This window comes from Paenarthrobacter sp. NPDC090520, from assembly GCF_044769205.1.
Lineage (GTDB): Bacteria > Actinomycetota > Actinomycetes > Actinomycetales > Micrococcaceae > Arthrobacter.
The window spans coordinates 13,310-26,637 of the sequence record NZ_JBIVXM010000023.1; the positions used below are offsets into that span (position 1 = coordinate 13,310).

At 64.7% G+C, this 13,328-nt stretch carries 10 protein-coding genes and 1 pseudogene; 6 read left to right on the top strand and 5 right to left on the bottom strand.

Annotated features, from left to right (window positions below; translation table 11 throughout):
• Positions 1–61: 61 nt before the first annotated feature.
• Together ACIQTZ_RS20655 and ACIQTZ_RS20660 are read left to right on the top strand one after the other, a co-directional pair.
• The gene (locus ACIQTZ_RS20655) at positions 62–1,603 is read left to right on the top strand and encodes a purine-cytosine permease family protein (protein WP_402947896.1); all 1,542 of its coding nucleotides are present in this window, start codon (positions 62–64) and stop codon (positions 1,601–1,603) included.
• Between the two features lie 19 nt (positions 1,604–1,622).
• On the top strand, positions 1,623–2,606 hold the full coding sequence (locus tag ACIQTZ_RS20660; RefSeq protein ID WP_402983515.1) for a polysaccharide deacetylase: 984 nt from the start codon (positions 1,623–1,625) through the stop codon (positions 2,604–2,606).
• 62 nt (positions 2,607–2,668) lie between these two features.
• On the opposite strand, the gene ACIQTZ_RS20665 is transcribed toward ACIQTZ_RS20660, so the two are convergent.
• The 4 genes and pseudogenes from ACIQTZ_RS20665 to ACIQTZ_RS20680 form a co-directional block, all read right to left on the bottom strand.
• The gene (locus ACIQTZ_RS20665; protein WP_402983518.1) at positions 2,669–4,438 is read right to left on the bottom strand and encodes an HNH endonuclease; all 1,770 of its coding nucleotides are present in this window, start codon (positions 4,436–4,438) and stop codon (positions 2,669–2,671) included.
• A 97-nt stretch (positions 4,439–4,535) separates the two neighbouring features.
• Positions 4,536–4,670: pseudogene (locus tag ACIQTZ_RS20670) on the bottom strand (guanylate kinase); the annotation flags it as partial.
• Positions 4,671–4,697: 27 nt separating this feature from the next.
• Positions 4,698–5,198, bottom strand: coding sequence for a DUF456 domain-containing protein (locus tag ACIQTZ_RS20675; RefSeq protein ID WP_402983521.1), 501 nt, complete (start codon positions 5,196–5,198; stop codon positions 4,698–4,700).
• 168 nt (positions 5,199–5,366) lie between these two features.
• Positions 5,367–6,554 carry an NADP-dependent malic enzyme gene (locus tag ACIQTZ_RS20680; protein ID WP_402983524.1) on the bottom strand — a complete coding sequence of 396 codons (1,188 nt, stop codon included), beginning with the start codon at positions 6,552–6,554 and terminating at the stop codon, positions 5,367–5,369.
• A 328-nt stretch (positions 6,555–6,882) separates the two neighbouring features.
• Here ACIQTZ_RS20680 and ACIQTZ_RS20685 point away from each other — a divergent pair, with 328 nt between their 5' ends.
• Positions 6,883–7,743 carry an alpha/beta fold hydrolase gene (locus tag ACIQTZ_RS20685; RefSeq protein ID WP_402983527.1) on the top strand — a complete coding sequence of 287 codons (861 nt, stop codon included), beginning with the start codon at positions 6,883–6,885 and terminating at the stop codon, positions 7,741–7,743.
• A 15-nt stretch (positions 7,744–7,758) separates the two neighbouring features.
• Here ACIQTZ_RS20685 and ACIQTZ_RS20690 read toward each other — a convergent pair whose 3' ends face one another.
• Positions 7,759–8,364 (bottom strand): TetR/AcrR family transcriptional regulator, encoded by a 606-nt coding sequence (locus ACIQTZ_RS20690; RefSeq protein ID WP_397324630.1) that lies wholly within the window; start codon positions 8,362–8,364, stop codon positions 7,759–7,761.
• 206 nt (positions 8,365–8,570) lie between these two features.
• Here ACIQTZ_RS20690 and ACIQTZ_RS20695 point away from each other — a divergent pair, with 206 nt between their 5' ends.
• From ACIQTZ_RS20695 to ACIQTZ_RS20705, 3 genes are all read left to right on the top strand, one after another.
• Positions 8,571–9,734, top strand: coding sequence for an FG-GAP repeat domain-containing protein (locus tag ACIQTZ_RS20695; protein WP_402983530.1), 1,164 nt, complete (start codon positions 8,571–8,573; stop codon positions 9,732–9,734).
• A 51-nt stretch (positions 9,735–9,785) separates the two neighbouring features.
• Complete coding sequence (locus ACIQTZ_RS20700) at positions 9,786–10,928, top strand: FG-GAP repeat domain-containing protein (RefSeq protein WP_402983533.1); 1,143 nt, start codon at positions 9,786–9,788, stop codon at positions 10,926–10,928.
• 142 nt (positions 10,929–11,070) lie between these two features.
• Positions 11,071–13,290 carry an FG-GAP-like repeat-containing protein gene (locus ACIQTZ_RS20705; protein WP_402983536.1) on the top strand — a complete coding sequence of 740 codons (2,220 nt, stop codon included), beginning with the start codon at positions 11,071–11,073 and terminating at the stop codon, positions 13,288–13,290.
• Positions 13,291–13,328: the final 38 nt, after the last annotated feature.

Genomic DNA, 13,328 nt, shown 5'->3' on the forward strand with positions numbered 1-13,328 from the left:
TGTTGCTGTGATGTGGCGCACATAATCTGAGAGTGTCCCTTTCACACACGGAGGCTCTCCCATGCAAGACAACCTCTCCCCCGCGCACTCGGAACCAGTAAACCCTGGCCAGGCGCAGTCAGGTCCGGCAACGGCGCCGGGCCACGACAGCGAAGCCTGGCTCCAACCCATTCCCGAAGCAGACCGCACCCGCAGGGTCTCCGGGCAATTCTGGATCTGGGCCGGCGCCAACCTCGCGCCCATCAACTGGGTGCTCGGAGCCCTCGGCATACACTTGGGCCTGGGCTTCGCGGACACCGTGACCGTCCTGGTGCTGGGCAACCTCATTGGCATGCTGTTGTTCGGATGCTTTGTCCTCCTGGGCCAGAAAACCGGGGCCACTGGCATGGTCCTTGCCCGCGCCGCATTCGGCCGACGCGGCAACTACCTCCCGGCGGCCATCCAGGCACTCCTGGTGATCGGCTGGTGCGCGGTCAACACGTGGATCATCCTGGACCTGGTCATGGCCCTCTTCGGAACCCTTGGGTGGGTGGATCCCGCTGCCCACAACTACGGATGGAAGATCGGCGTCGCCACGGCAATCATGGCCGCACAGGTGGCCATCGCCTGGTTCGGCTACAAGGCCATCGCCGCCTTCGAGCGCTGGACCGTTCCGCCCACCATCCTCATCCTCGCCGTCATGTCCGCCGTGGCCTGGTTCGGAATGAAGATCGATTGGGGCTACGCCGGGCCTGCCGGCAACATCCTGACGGGATCGGACCGGATTGCCGCCATGAGTGCGGTCATGACGGCCATCGGCATCGGCTGGGGCATCACATGGTTCACCTATGCCGCCGACTACTCCCGTTTCGTCAGCACCTCGGTCCCCAAGCGCAAAGTCTACCTCGCATCGGTCCTGGGCCAGTTCATCCCCGTGGTGTGGCTCGGCGTCCTCGGCGCCAGCCTGGCCACGAACAGCGGCGAAATCGACCCCGGCAAGCTGATCGTGCAGAACTTCGGCGTCCTGGCACTCCCTGTCCTCCTCATGGTGCTGCACGGACCCATTGCCACCAACATCCTCAATATCTACACGTTCTCCGTAGCTACCCAGGCCCTGGACATCAACATCAACCGGCGCAAGCTGAACCTCTTCGTGGGCGTCTTCTCCCTGGCGGCCGTCATCTTCTTCATCTTCCAAGAGGACTTCGCCGCCGTGCTGGACGCCTGGCTCATCGGCCTGGTTGCTTGGGTTGCCGCATGGGGCGGCGTGATGCTGGTGCACTACTTCTGGCTCGAGAAGCGCTGGCCGGCCAAAGTGGAACGCCTCTTCGATCCCGTCGGAACCCACCGACTGCCCGTGGTCAATTGGGCCGGCATCGTTTCCCTCCTCGCAGGCATCTTCGCCACCTGGCTCTTCATGTACGGCCTGATCCCCATCATGCAGGGACCCATCGCCGTTGCCCTGGGCGGCTGGGACCTGTCCTGGCTTGCCGGTGGCCTGACCAGCGCCGCCGCCTACGCCTTCCTGGGACCGAAGGCCCACCGGAAGTTCCTGCTGGCAGATTCCAACCACGTCTCAGCCACCCAGCCCGCGCCGGCTTCCACGCCGGAACCGGCAGCCTGACTATCGCGAAGGACACCTCATGAACAAGCCCGCATTCGCAGACTCCCTGCATCCGATCGCCTGGCCGGAAGGCTTCAGGGCGGCCGCCTCGTTCACCTTCGACGTGGACGCCGAATCCTGCACCATCGCCCACGACCCCACCAGCACCCGACGTATGTCGCTCATGAGCCACCAGTCCTACGGCCCACGGATCGCCGTGCCGCGATTGCTGCAGATCCTGGACCGCCAGGTCATCAAGGCCACGTTCTTCATCCCCGGATTCACGGCGGAGAGCTACCCGGACATCGTCCGCCGGATCGCCGACGCCGGCCACGAAATCGCCCACCACGGATACCTGCACGAACCCATGCAAGGCATCGACGCCGCGACGGAAGCCAGCTACCTCGATCGCGGACTGGAGGCGCTGGACAAGGTTGCCGGAGTCCGGCCCCTCGGCTATCGGGCTCCCTGGTGGGAGCTCAACTGGCACACCCCGGCGCTGCTGGCGGACCGCGGCTTCCTTTATGATTCGAGCCTGCTCGACGGCGATGCCCCCTACCGCCTGGCCGTCGCCGATGGCGGCTCCCGGGGCGACAGTTACTCGCGGGACGTCGGTGACTCCCGGGACATCGTGGAGATTCCCGTCGACTGGGCACTGGACGACTGGGAGCAATACGGCTTCTACCCTGGCGTCACCGGCAGCGGTGTGATCGAGAGCCCTGCCAAGGCCTTGGAAATGTGGACGCTTGAAGCCGAAGCCCACCATGCCCAGGGCAGTTGCTTCGTCCTGACCAACCACCCCTTCATTTCCGGTAGGCCGTCCAGGGCAGTCGCGTTGGAACAATTGATCGAGCGGGTCAAAGGTCTCGACGGCATGTGGGTCACCACCCTCGCTGAGATCGCTGCCCACACCAAGGCCACAGTCCAGGAGATCCACACTCTCGCAAGGATCGACGTACCGCTGTTCCCCGGAGCCGGGGCGACGTTCCGCCCGGCCCAGGTCAAGGTTCCGGCACTCGGCTAGACGAATCAACGCAGTGCGGAATGCCACGCAGCCGCGCACGAACACCCGATTCCAACCACCCTTCACCTCGATGCCCCGTCTGGCATCGGGGTGAAGCGGTCAACCGTTGCCAGGGCGACGGCCTCCTGAAAGTAGCCGGGAAGCGGCGGGGACATGGACGTGTACCGGTGGCCGGTGGGTGTCTGTATCTCGAAGGTCCGGCCGGCCTGGCCGGACAGGACTGTTTGCTTTCGCTGGGTGGACTGGCCGACCCTGCGTGGCTGAAGCGACTGCCTTGCACCACCCACCGGAGCTGCCCCACCCGCCGGAGCTGTCAGGTCCACCTTGTGCGCATCGTGGAGTCGCTTGGTGTTCCAGCCGGGGTTTTCTTTGGTGTGGTTGCACGCTTCGCAGAGCCCTGCGCCGTTGGCCAGGGTGGTCTTTCCGCCGGAGTGCCAGGCCAGGACGTGGTCGTAGTGGCGGATGGGCGCGTCGCAGTAGGGTGTGCGGCACGTGTCGTCACGGGTCTGGATGAACCTGCGCATCCCTTGGGGGAACAGCCTGGCCTTGGAATCAGTGGCCAGCAGCTCGTTGGTCCCGGGCGCCGTGTACAGCCGCCGGATCCAGACATCGAAATCGGACTGGAGGCCTGAAGGACCACCGGCGCCCGGCTCACTCGCGGCAGCCACGGGCGGCCCGACAGACCCGGCAGGCCCGGATGGCCCGGGAGGCCTTTCGGGACCATTGCCGGCTTCCCGCCCGACGAGTGTGGCCGGGTCACTTCCCGTCTCCCGCCCAGCGTGGGTGGCCGGGTCGCTGACCTCATGCCCGGCACGTGTTGCCGGGTCGCCGGCCGTTTCCTGCCCGGCTAGTGTGGCTGGGTCGTTGTCGGGGCCGTGCTTGATCAACTCCCGCGCCCAGCCGGCCGGGACGATGCCGTAGCCCTTCAACCTCGCCGGTTCACTATCACCCTGCAACAACGTCCGATCCGTCATCACCACTTCCACGTGCACCCCCGCGACACCACCCGGGGTCCCGGTCAGCCGCTCCACCAAAGTATCGGCCATCACCTGCCCCTTGGACCGCGCATCACCGACAGAGCGGGCCGTCCCCGCGGCCCGGGTCAGCGCCGCATACGCAGCCACCCCCTGAGCCACCGGCAACAACGCCGTCAAATACGTCATCGTGTCCGGCGCAGGACGCAACCCCACCGTCCGCTCATTCACCGCATACGCCGCCCGCCGGGTCACCGAGGCCGGATCCCGCCGATACGACGCAGCCTTCACCAACGCCACAATCGCCCGGTCACCCCGCCCGTCGAACGTGCCCGTATCCGCAGCCAACTCCTCATCCACCGCGCCCCGGTCCTCCACCGACAAACACGCCGTTTCCCGCACCAACAACGTCGCCCGCCACTCATTCAACCGCCCCGTCTCCAACGCAGCCAACGTCCGCGGCATCTCCGTCACGAGTGCTTTCGCCAACCCCAACAACCGGGCCCCCTTGTTCGGGGACTCACGCCGCGCCAACGCCACCTGCGCCCCCACACCCCTACCCCGCTCCGCCACCGGAACCCCCGCCTCCGCCTGCTCCCTGCGCTGGGCCAGATCAAACGCCACAGCCACCCTCGCCTGCGCCGCCGACACCGCCGACTTCACATCCTCCAAACCCCGCAACTGATCAACCAACGCCCCGCTGTCGCCCGCGGGCTCAAGCGCACCAACAACTGCGATCAAATCCGCAATCGACCAGCCCGCCGCCAAGGAGCGTTCCACAGACACATGACCGAAGGCAGCAGCAACCCCGGCAGCGCCACCAACGCCACCACCCACCTGCCCCGAAAACCCGTCCATACCCCCACTCTTCCAGCCCAGAAACACCGGAATAAGGCCTCAATTGCCCTATGTGGAAAACCCCACGAAGCAGCCTCAAGCCCCAACGAGAAGTAGTGACGCCATCCTTCTCTCCGGGCCGGGCCGCGCAGGTCGTGGCTGGTACTGACAGCCAAACCTCTGGATAGTTGTCCCTGATGAAGGTGCATACGGTTCCCTTGCCAACAGCAGTTGGGCCTCCAAGGACAGTCAGTCCGGTTTGGCTGGGATCCGAGAAAAGTCAGGTCACCGCATTGATCCACACGCCGATCACCCACGTACTCGCCGCTGCGCAGGCCAGGGCGAACTCCACCAGGATGCCGATGCCGGTTGCTTTGAGGGCAGCGAGGCTCGATCGGACCGCTGAGCGGAAGTCCCGGGTCCGCGCAACTTCGCTCAACAACAGGCCGAGCGCGAAGCCAACAAAGAGTCCCACGACAGGAATGACGAACATCCCCACGACGCCCACGATCACACCCACCAGGACAGATCGGTTGGGAATCCCGTGCTGCTTCAGCTTGCGTCCAGTCAACACAGCACTGGCCGCCATCCCCGCGACGACGAACACCAAGCCGATGCCAAACACCACCCAGCCCAGCGTGCCCGCGCCGCCCCAAATGGCCCACGCCAGCAGGCTCACACCAATGAGAATGCTGCCCGGCAGCACAGGGATGATGGTTCCCGCGACGCCAACAGCAATCGCCAAGCCGCACAGGATGGTCACGATCACTTCGGCATTCATGGCCCCAGTGTAGGTCCGGTGTGCGGCCCCGCCAGAAGCAACGCGGGGTCATTTACGGCCCATTCCGCCGATAAACATGGGCCGTAAATGACCCCGCGTTGGAAAAGAAACGACGGCGACGCCCCCGGAAGGGGAGCGTCGCCGTCGTCGTTCTTGCGTCAGTAGCCGCTACTTGGTGACGGCTGCGGCCACAGCCGCGGTGACGGCGGGTGCCACGCGGGCATCCAGCGGGCTCGGCACGATGTAGTCCGCAGAGAGATCCTCCGCGGCGAGCTCGGCGATGGCACGGGCAGCCGCGATCTTCATCTCCGAGGTGATGCGGCGGGCGCCGGCATCCAGGGCACCGCGGAAGATGCCCGGGAAGGCCAGCACGTTGTTGATCTGGTTGGGGAAGTCGCTGCGGCCGGTGGCAACAACGGCCGCGTGCTTGCGGGCAACCTCGGGCAGGACCTCGGGGTCCGGGTTGGACAGCGCGAAGACAATCGACTGATCGTTCATCAGCTTCAGGTGCTCTTCGGCGAGCTTCGAGGAGGAAACGCCAACGAAGACGTCCGCGCCGGTGAGGGCCTCAGCCGGTCCGCCGGTAACGCCACGGGGGTTGGTTCGCTGGGCGAATCGGGCCTTGACGCTGCCGGTGTCCGCAACGAGGTCCGCCCGGTCCGCGCTGATGACGCCCTTGGAATCGAGCAGGATGACGTCCTCGACACCCACAGCCAGGAGAATCTCGGCGATCGCGATGCCTGCCGCACCGGCGCCGGAAACAACAACCTTCAAGCCTTCGATGGCGCGGTTGGTCACCTTGGCGGCATTGGTCAAGGCCGCAAGGACTACGACGGCGGTGCCGTGCTGGTCATCGTGCATGACAGGTACATCCAGGGCTTCGATGAGCCGCTCTTCGAGTTCGAAGCAGCGCGGTGCCGAGATGTCCTCGAGGTTCACCGCGCCGAAGCTCGGGCGGAGGCGGACCAGGGTCTCGATGATCTCGTCAACGTCGGTGGTGTTGAGCACCAGCGGGATGGAGTCGAGGTCGCCAAAGGTCTTGAACAGAGCAGACTTGCCCTCCATAACCGGAAGGGAGGCGCTGGGGCCGATGTTGCCCAGGCCCAGGACAGCGGTGCCGTCGCTGACCACAACAACCAGGCGCTCGGCCCAGGTGTGGGTGCGGGCAAGCTTGGGGTCGGCGTGGATGGCGCGGCTGACCTGTGCAACGCCGGGGGTGTACGCGATGGAAAGGTCGCGCTTGTCGTTCAAGGGAACCGTGCTGGAAACGGTCAGCTTGCCACCCTCGTGGGCTTTGAAGATTTCTTCTTCAGTCAGGACCAGGTTCTCAGTGGCTTCAGTTGTCTCAATGGACACGTCTTTGTCTCCTCAGGCTAGCCGTGGACCCACGGCGTGATGAATGGCAGGAACAGAACTGCGGGTTCGGACCAAGGGTGGCTGGCCCGGCGGTGAGTCTGCAGGTATGGGCTGCTAGCCGCTTCGGTATTTCCAGCCTAGGGAAGCTGCGGGGGTACAAGATTCAATACCTAAAGAGATGATTCGAGAGTAAAACGTTCAACCAGCCAAATATGTGACTCAGCTCACGCTAATTTGGGCACTTTTGGTACCCATCGGTCTAGACCACCACCTCAGATACCGCCCTCAAGGGGTCTCGGCCCGCCCAACATGAGGCAGAATGACGTCCGTGGCCGAACGCATGATGGTTCCAACGTCCCGAGGCCCGGTGGAGATAGTCAACGTGCCTGGAAACCAGCCCTACGTCCTCTTCTTCCCCGGCGGGCACTGCTCAGCCGTGAGCGACTGCGGTTGGAGCCTCTACACGGATCGCGGCCTCGGGGTCCTCTCCTTCTCGCGGCCCGGCTACGGCGCCACCGACGTCGGTGACCTCACCGCGGGCGAGTTCGCGCCGTTGGTACGGGAAGTGTGCCTTGGCCAGGGGATTACCAACCCTGTGGTGGTTGGCGTTTCCTTCGGAGGACTTCAGGCGATGGCCGTGGCCGGCGACGACGGCATCGAGGCGCAGCGCCTGGTGCTTCACAGCTGCGCCCCATCCACGTTGCCGTATCCGGACTCGCGCGCGGAGACGCTGATGGGGCCGGTGGTTTTCTCCCCATGGGCGGAGATGCTCACGTGGTCGCTGGTCAGGCTCATGGTCCGGACGGACACCGGCCTGGGCCTGATGATGGCCCAGTTGTCCCGCCTGCCGCGCCGCACACTGATGGGCATGCTGGCACCAGCGGATAAAGCCGAGGCCCGGCGGTTCTTCGGGACCATGCGATCCGACCGGGGCTTCACCAACGACCTCAGGCAGGCGAAGCCCGAACGCTCGGCATCCCGCCGCGCCCTCATCACGGGCGTGCGATGTCCCACGCTGGTGACGGCATCCCACCTGGACGCCGGGGTGGCCTTTGAACATGCCAGGGATCTCGCATCGCGGCTGCCGAACGCCACGCTGGTGGAATTGGATTCGCCCTCCCACCTGCTGTGGATTGGACCCGGCAAAGAGAAGGCAGCGCAGGCCATCCGACAGTTCCTTAGCCGCTGACCATCTGCGGGCCAGTCACTCTCCGGTCAGCAGGCTGCAGGCCTTCTTGAGGTCCTTCTCCGCTTCGAAGAGGGACAGCCTCCGGCACCGGACGGCCTGGACCAAGCCGCTCACCAGGTGCAACAGGATGCGGGCCTTGACGGGGTCCTTACCGGAATCCTCGCTCAGGGATCCCACCACTTCCTGGGACAGGGAATCGATCTCACGCAGCAACTGCGCGGTATCGGTGTCCTTGCCCGCCGGGCGGATCAGGCAGTGTTCAACTCCCGGCTGCATGACCCGGAGGTGGAAAATCTCCATCATGAGGCCCGCCAACTGGCCCTTGCCCCGGCGTTGGCGGACGCCGTCGCGCAGTTCCCGCAACTGCTGCCGGTACACGGCCAGCATGAGGTGCGCGGTAGAGGGAAAGTAGCGGTACAAGGTGCCGAGGGGCACATCAGCCCGGGCCGCAACATCGGACAGGCTCAGCGTATCGAACTGGCGCTGAGCGAACCCGGCCGCGGTCTTCAGGATGCGGGCATAGCGCAACAACTGCCGCGGAGTGGTGGGCGCGGCAGCCATGCGGGGCAGCCCTGTTGTCAGATCCAGGGAGTACGGTTCCAGTGAATTTGCTGCAGACATCTCCGGCGATCTCTTGGGAAGCTGGCAAGGAAGCGGCCGGTCGAGGATGGAACCCACGGCTGGCCGATCGGATCAATGATACGGGAGCAAAATGACCGTTTCCTGAATGCCGCCGCGAACAAGGCTTACGCAGCGTTCCAAGGATTCCCCCGAGCGTACCCCTAAACTTCAGTGAGGTTTCAGGTCTGCACACGGGAGGAACACGGATGGGGAACGTACGACGCCGGGTGGCGGCAACGCTGATGGGGAACGTACGACGCCGGGTGGCGGCAACGCTGATGGGCGCCGCTTTGGCGGCCATGGCACTTAGTCCCCTGCCGGCGTCGGCTGCCCCGAGCAACGGACCCGACCCCGTGGTCAACGGCCAACCGTTCGTGGGCAAGACGTTGACCACCGACATCGGGCCGTACACGTTCTACGGTTGCGGCGGCGGCAAAGGGCCGGACTTCAGCATCTACTGGACCCGTGACGGCTTCCTCGTGGCAGGGGAAACGGGCAGGAACTACGTGCTGCAGCAGGACGACGCCGGTTCAAGGATGGCTGCCCACCTGACCGCCAGCAAGACCGCGTGCTCCGGCGAAACCCTCCACAGCAACGAGACCGCACCCGTGGGCTCCGTCAATCGCGCAGCCGGGTTCACCGGGCGGTCCTTCGAACTCCTGACCCGCGGAACCGACGGTTCGCTGTCGCTCTTCGGCCGCACCGGAAACGCCTGGGACGCTCCCCGGACCGTGGGCTGGGGCTGGAACATCTTCACTCTGGTCCTCTCCCCGGGCGACTTCAACGGCGACGGCAAGACCGACGTAATTGCCCGCGACTCTGCAGGCACTTTGTACCTCTATGCGGGTGACGGAACCGGGGGTTGGAAGCCCGGACAGACCATCGGCAAGGGCTGGAACATCTTCGACTCCATCGTCAGCCCCGGAGACTTCAACGGCGACGGTAACAACGACATTCTGGCGCGCGAGCCCGGCGGCGCCCTCTATCTGTACCCCGGCAATGGTTCCGGTGGCTGGTTGCCGCGCACCGCCGTCGGGCAGGGCTGGCAGGTGATGGACGCGCTCCTGGCACCCGGCGATTTCAACGGTGACGGCAAGGTGGACATCCTGGCGCGTGACCGCAGCGGCTACCTGTACTTCTATGGTGGAAACGGCGCCGGCGGGTGGACGCGCTCCTGGTTGATCGGCGTCGGATGGAACACGCTCAAGGCCGCAGGGGCCGCCGGCGACTTCGACAAGGACGGCAATCCGGACGTCTACGGGGTGGACCAACAGGGCCGGTTGGTGGTCTATTACAGCGATGGCAGGACCGGGTGGCGCGGCTCGGAAGTGGCCGGTAACGGATGGGGCGCCTTCACAGCGATCTTCTAGGTATATCCCAGCCGCGGTACCATTAACCGCATAAAGTCTGGGGAGGACACCATGTACGCTTCATCACGCCCGACGTCCGGCGTGCGCCGAGCGCTATCCGGAATCGCCGCCGCATTCATCGCAGCAGCCGCCTTCGCACCCGCACCCGCCATGGCAACCATGGACCCCGACCAGCCGGTGGTGCACGGCGCTCCGTTCGTCGGTTCGACCCTCACGGTCGAGATCGAACAGGGCTCGTTCAGCGGTTGCGGTGCGGCCGCCGGACCGGACTACAGCATCTACTGGACCCGTGACGGAGTCCTTTCCTCGAGGCAGTGGCCGAACTACGTGGTCACCGAAGCAGACCGCGGTGCCACCATCGCAGCCCACCTCGTGGCCAGCCAAAATGGTTGCGATCCCGTGGAAGTCTCCAGCGATGAAACAGCGCCCGTCTCCGCCTCCCACCGCGCCAACGGTTTCACCGGGCGCAGCGCCTTCGAGCTGCTGGCCCGCCGCTCCGACGGCACGCTCATGATGTACCCGCGGATTAACAGCGCCTGGGAATCCGCCCGCACCGTGGGCCCCGGCTGGAACGGCTTCACCACCGTCCTGTCCCCCGGCGACTTCAACGGTGACGGCACCAACGACGTCCTGGCCCGCGACTCCTCCGGCCGGCTTTTCCTGTATGAAGGAACGGGCGACGGCGGCTTCCGCGCCGGACGCCAGATCGGCAGCGGCTGGAACGGGTTCACTGCCATCGTCTCCCCCGGCGACTTCAACGGCGACGGGAACAATGACGTCCTGGCCCGTGATTCGTCCGGAAACCTCTACCTGTACCCCGGCAACGGCAACGGTGGCTGGTTGAACCGCTCGCTGGTGGGTACCGGCTGGAACGTCCTCAACCAGATCATCACTCCCGGCGACTTCAACGGCGACAACAACGTGGACGTCCTGGCCCGCGACACCTCTGGAAACCTCCGCCTCTACAAGGGCAACGGCAACGGCGGGTGGAGCGGATCTGCCACCATCGGTTGGGGCTGGGGCAGCCTGTCCAACATCGCTGCCGCCGGCGACATCGACGGCAACGGCAACATGGATGTCTTCGCGGTGGACGGTTCCGGACAACTGCTGGCGTACTACGGCGACGGCGACGGCGGCTGGAACGGTTCCGCCGCCATCGGCTGGGGCTGGGGCGGGTTCAACGCAGTTTTCTAAGCCGATTTCGGTTGCTTTTCGGGCTTGACTTGTCTTTCCCGTGAATTTTTGCCAGCGAATTCCCAGCTTTCTCATTCCTCCATGTACTCTCTAGTCACTTACACCCGCCGGTTGTCTGTGGCCGGCTCGAATTGGGGGAACCATGGGGAGCACTCCTGTGCGCTTTCTGTTTGCGTCTACGCCTGTCCGCACGCTTCTTGCCGGGATGGTTATCGCCCTGGTGGCCATGCTGTTGACTCCAGCCGTGCCGGCCCAAGCCGCGGCGCCGATCCTCTCGAGTTTCGCCCGCACTTCCTCTGCAACCGTCGACGCCGGCGCGCCAGTCAGTTTCGCATTCACGACTTCCGTCGCGGTAAAGCGCGTTGAGGTCAGTCTCCACAGCGCGGCAGGGACGCACACCCTGGCCTGGACCTCTGCCGCAGGCGACACCAAAGGGACCGTCAGTGGCGTCGCATCGGCTTCCTCATGGCCGAACGGAATCATCGAGGTCAGCTTCGTCCAGGTGATCACCACTGCCGGGGTTTCACAGGTCTATTACCGTGGAGGCAGCGTCTACCCACCAGGTACGGGCGCTTCCCCTTTCGGGGATCCGGCAACCCGGGACTTCAAGATCAACAACCCGCTGCTGCCCTATGCCGCGTCCGTTCCCACGGCCCTGACGCCAGTGAAAGCCACCCTCGCCCCCGGCCAAAACGCCCAAGTGCAGGTAAAGCTCTCGCAGGTGGCACAGGACGTACGGCTGATTTACCGCGATGCCTCCGAGGTCACCACCTTTGAGCTTGCGTGGACCGGCAACCCAGCACCCGGCCCTCTAACCGTCGTAGCCAGCGGTGCCGTCACTGCAGCGCAGGCCTCCGGTTCCTACAAGCTGGACCGAGTGGTTATCAGCTACTTCGATGGCCGCGCCAAAGACACCTATCTCCGCGACGGTACTGTCGAAAGGACTGCACCGGTTCCGTTGGGTTCCGTTGCACGGGCCGCACTTCCCGCGGGCGACTTCGCTGTGAACAACCCCGCGAAGGTTCTTCAAAAGCTCACTTCCTCGGTTGCTCCGAGCATTCAGGGTGAGCTGTTCTACAACACCACGCTCTCGATCAACCGCGGAACATGGCCGAGTGAACCCACCTTCTCTGACTTCCAGTGGTACCGCAACGGAACACCCATCGACTACGCCCAGGGTGATACCTACCAGTCCAACATGACCACGGACCCCGGCAATCTGGTGTGGGTCAAAATGACGGTCCGGGCACCGGGATATCTGCCGACCAGCGCTTCGACGGCGGCCTTCGGGCCCATGCCGCGCCGCGTCTCGGTGATCAACCTGCGCATCACAGGTGATGCCAGCGTGGGCGGACATCTCTGGTTGAACCACGACCCTGCGCGGGCCGACCCGGAAGGCGGACAAGCAAGCTACACCTACGTCTGGAAGCGCAACGGGACTCCCATTCCGGGCGCAACATCGCGGGATTACCGACCGTCCCTGGCGGATAAGGGCAAAATCATCACGGCCGGAGTGACTGCACGGTTTGACGCAGGATCTGTAGCGACTGAGGTAGTGGACCTCATAGGTCCACTGGCAGACAAAACCCGCGGCAAAGGATTCAATGCGGATGGGACTGGCGATATCTTCGCCCGTGACGGCGCAGGAAACCTCTGGCTTTATCCCAGCAACGGGTCCGGCGGCTGGCTCCCGGCCCAGCGAATCGGCCAAGGCTGGAACACCTTCAACTCGCTGTTTTCACCGGGCGACTGGGACGGCGACGGCAACGTTGACGTCATGGCCAGGGACGGCTCCGGCAGGCTCTTCCTGTATCAGGGCAACGGCCAGGGTGGCTGGATCCGCTCCTACCAGGTTGGCCAAGGGTGGGGATCCATGAAGGACATCGTGGCTCCCGGGGACTTCAACAACGACGGCACGGCCGACCTGATCACACGCGATGCGTCCAACATCATGTGGGTTTACCCAGGCAATGGCCGTGGCGGGTTCCTGACTCCCTACGTGCTCAGCCGGGGCTACCAAGAGGGGGGCTGGCAGGAATTCAACGCCTTCGTCTCGCCCGATTCGCGCATCATCTTTGCCCGGGACAACTCGGGCAATCTCCGGATGTATTCCGGCTCGGGAAATGGATACTTCCACGACAACGCTTGGACGCCGAACGCCTTCAGCGCCTATGCGGGCTATGGCTGGGAAGGATTCAGCAGAATCGGCGCACCCGGTGACTTTGACGGCGACGAGGTTCCGGAAGTGTACGGAATACATTCCGATGGGCGGCTCACCATGTTCTACGGGCTGGGTCGCGTAGCCCTCAAGCGCCAGGCAACCATCGGTTGGGGCTGGGGCGGATTTACTTCGGTCTTCTAGGCCATGGCTGCAATACCACCACATGACACGGGGGACAC

Coding starts and splice junctions, on each gene's coding strand:
- ACIQTZ_RS20655 (WP_402947896.1), top strand. CDS start 62: ATGCAAGACAACCTCTCCCCCGCGCACTCGGAACCAGTAAACCCTGGC.
- ACIQTZ_RS20660 (WP_402983515.1), top strand. CDS start 1,623: ATGAACAAGCCCGCATTCGCAGACTCCCTGCATCCGATCGCCTGGCCG.
- ACIQTZ_RS20665 (WP_402983518.1), bottom strand. CDS start 4,438: ATGGACGGGTTTTCGGGGCAGGTGGGTGGTGGCGTTGGTGGCGCTGCC.
- ACIQTZ_RS20675 (WP_402983521.1), bottom strand. CDS start 5,198: ATGAATGCCGAAGTGATCGTGACCATCCTGTGCGGCTTGGCGATTGCT.
- ACIQTZ_RS20690 (WP_397324630.1), bottom strand. CDS start 8,364: ATGTCTGCAGCAAATTCACTGGAACCGTACTCCCTGGATCTGACAACA.
- ACIQTZ_RS20695 (WP_402983530.1), top strand. CDS start 8,571: ATGGGGAACGTACGACGCCGGGTGGCGGCAACGCTGATGGGGAACGTA.
- ACIQTZ_RS20700 (WP_402983533.1), top strand. CDS start 9,786: ATGTACGCTTCATCACGCCCGACGTCCGGCGTGCGCCGAGCGCTATCC.
- ACIQTZ_RS20705 (WP_402983536.1), top strand. CDS start 11,071: ATGGGGAGCACTCCTGTGCGCTTTCTGTTTGCGTCTACGCCTGTCCGC.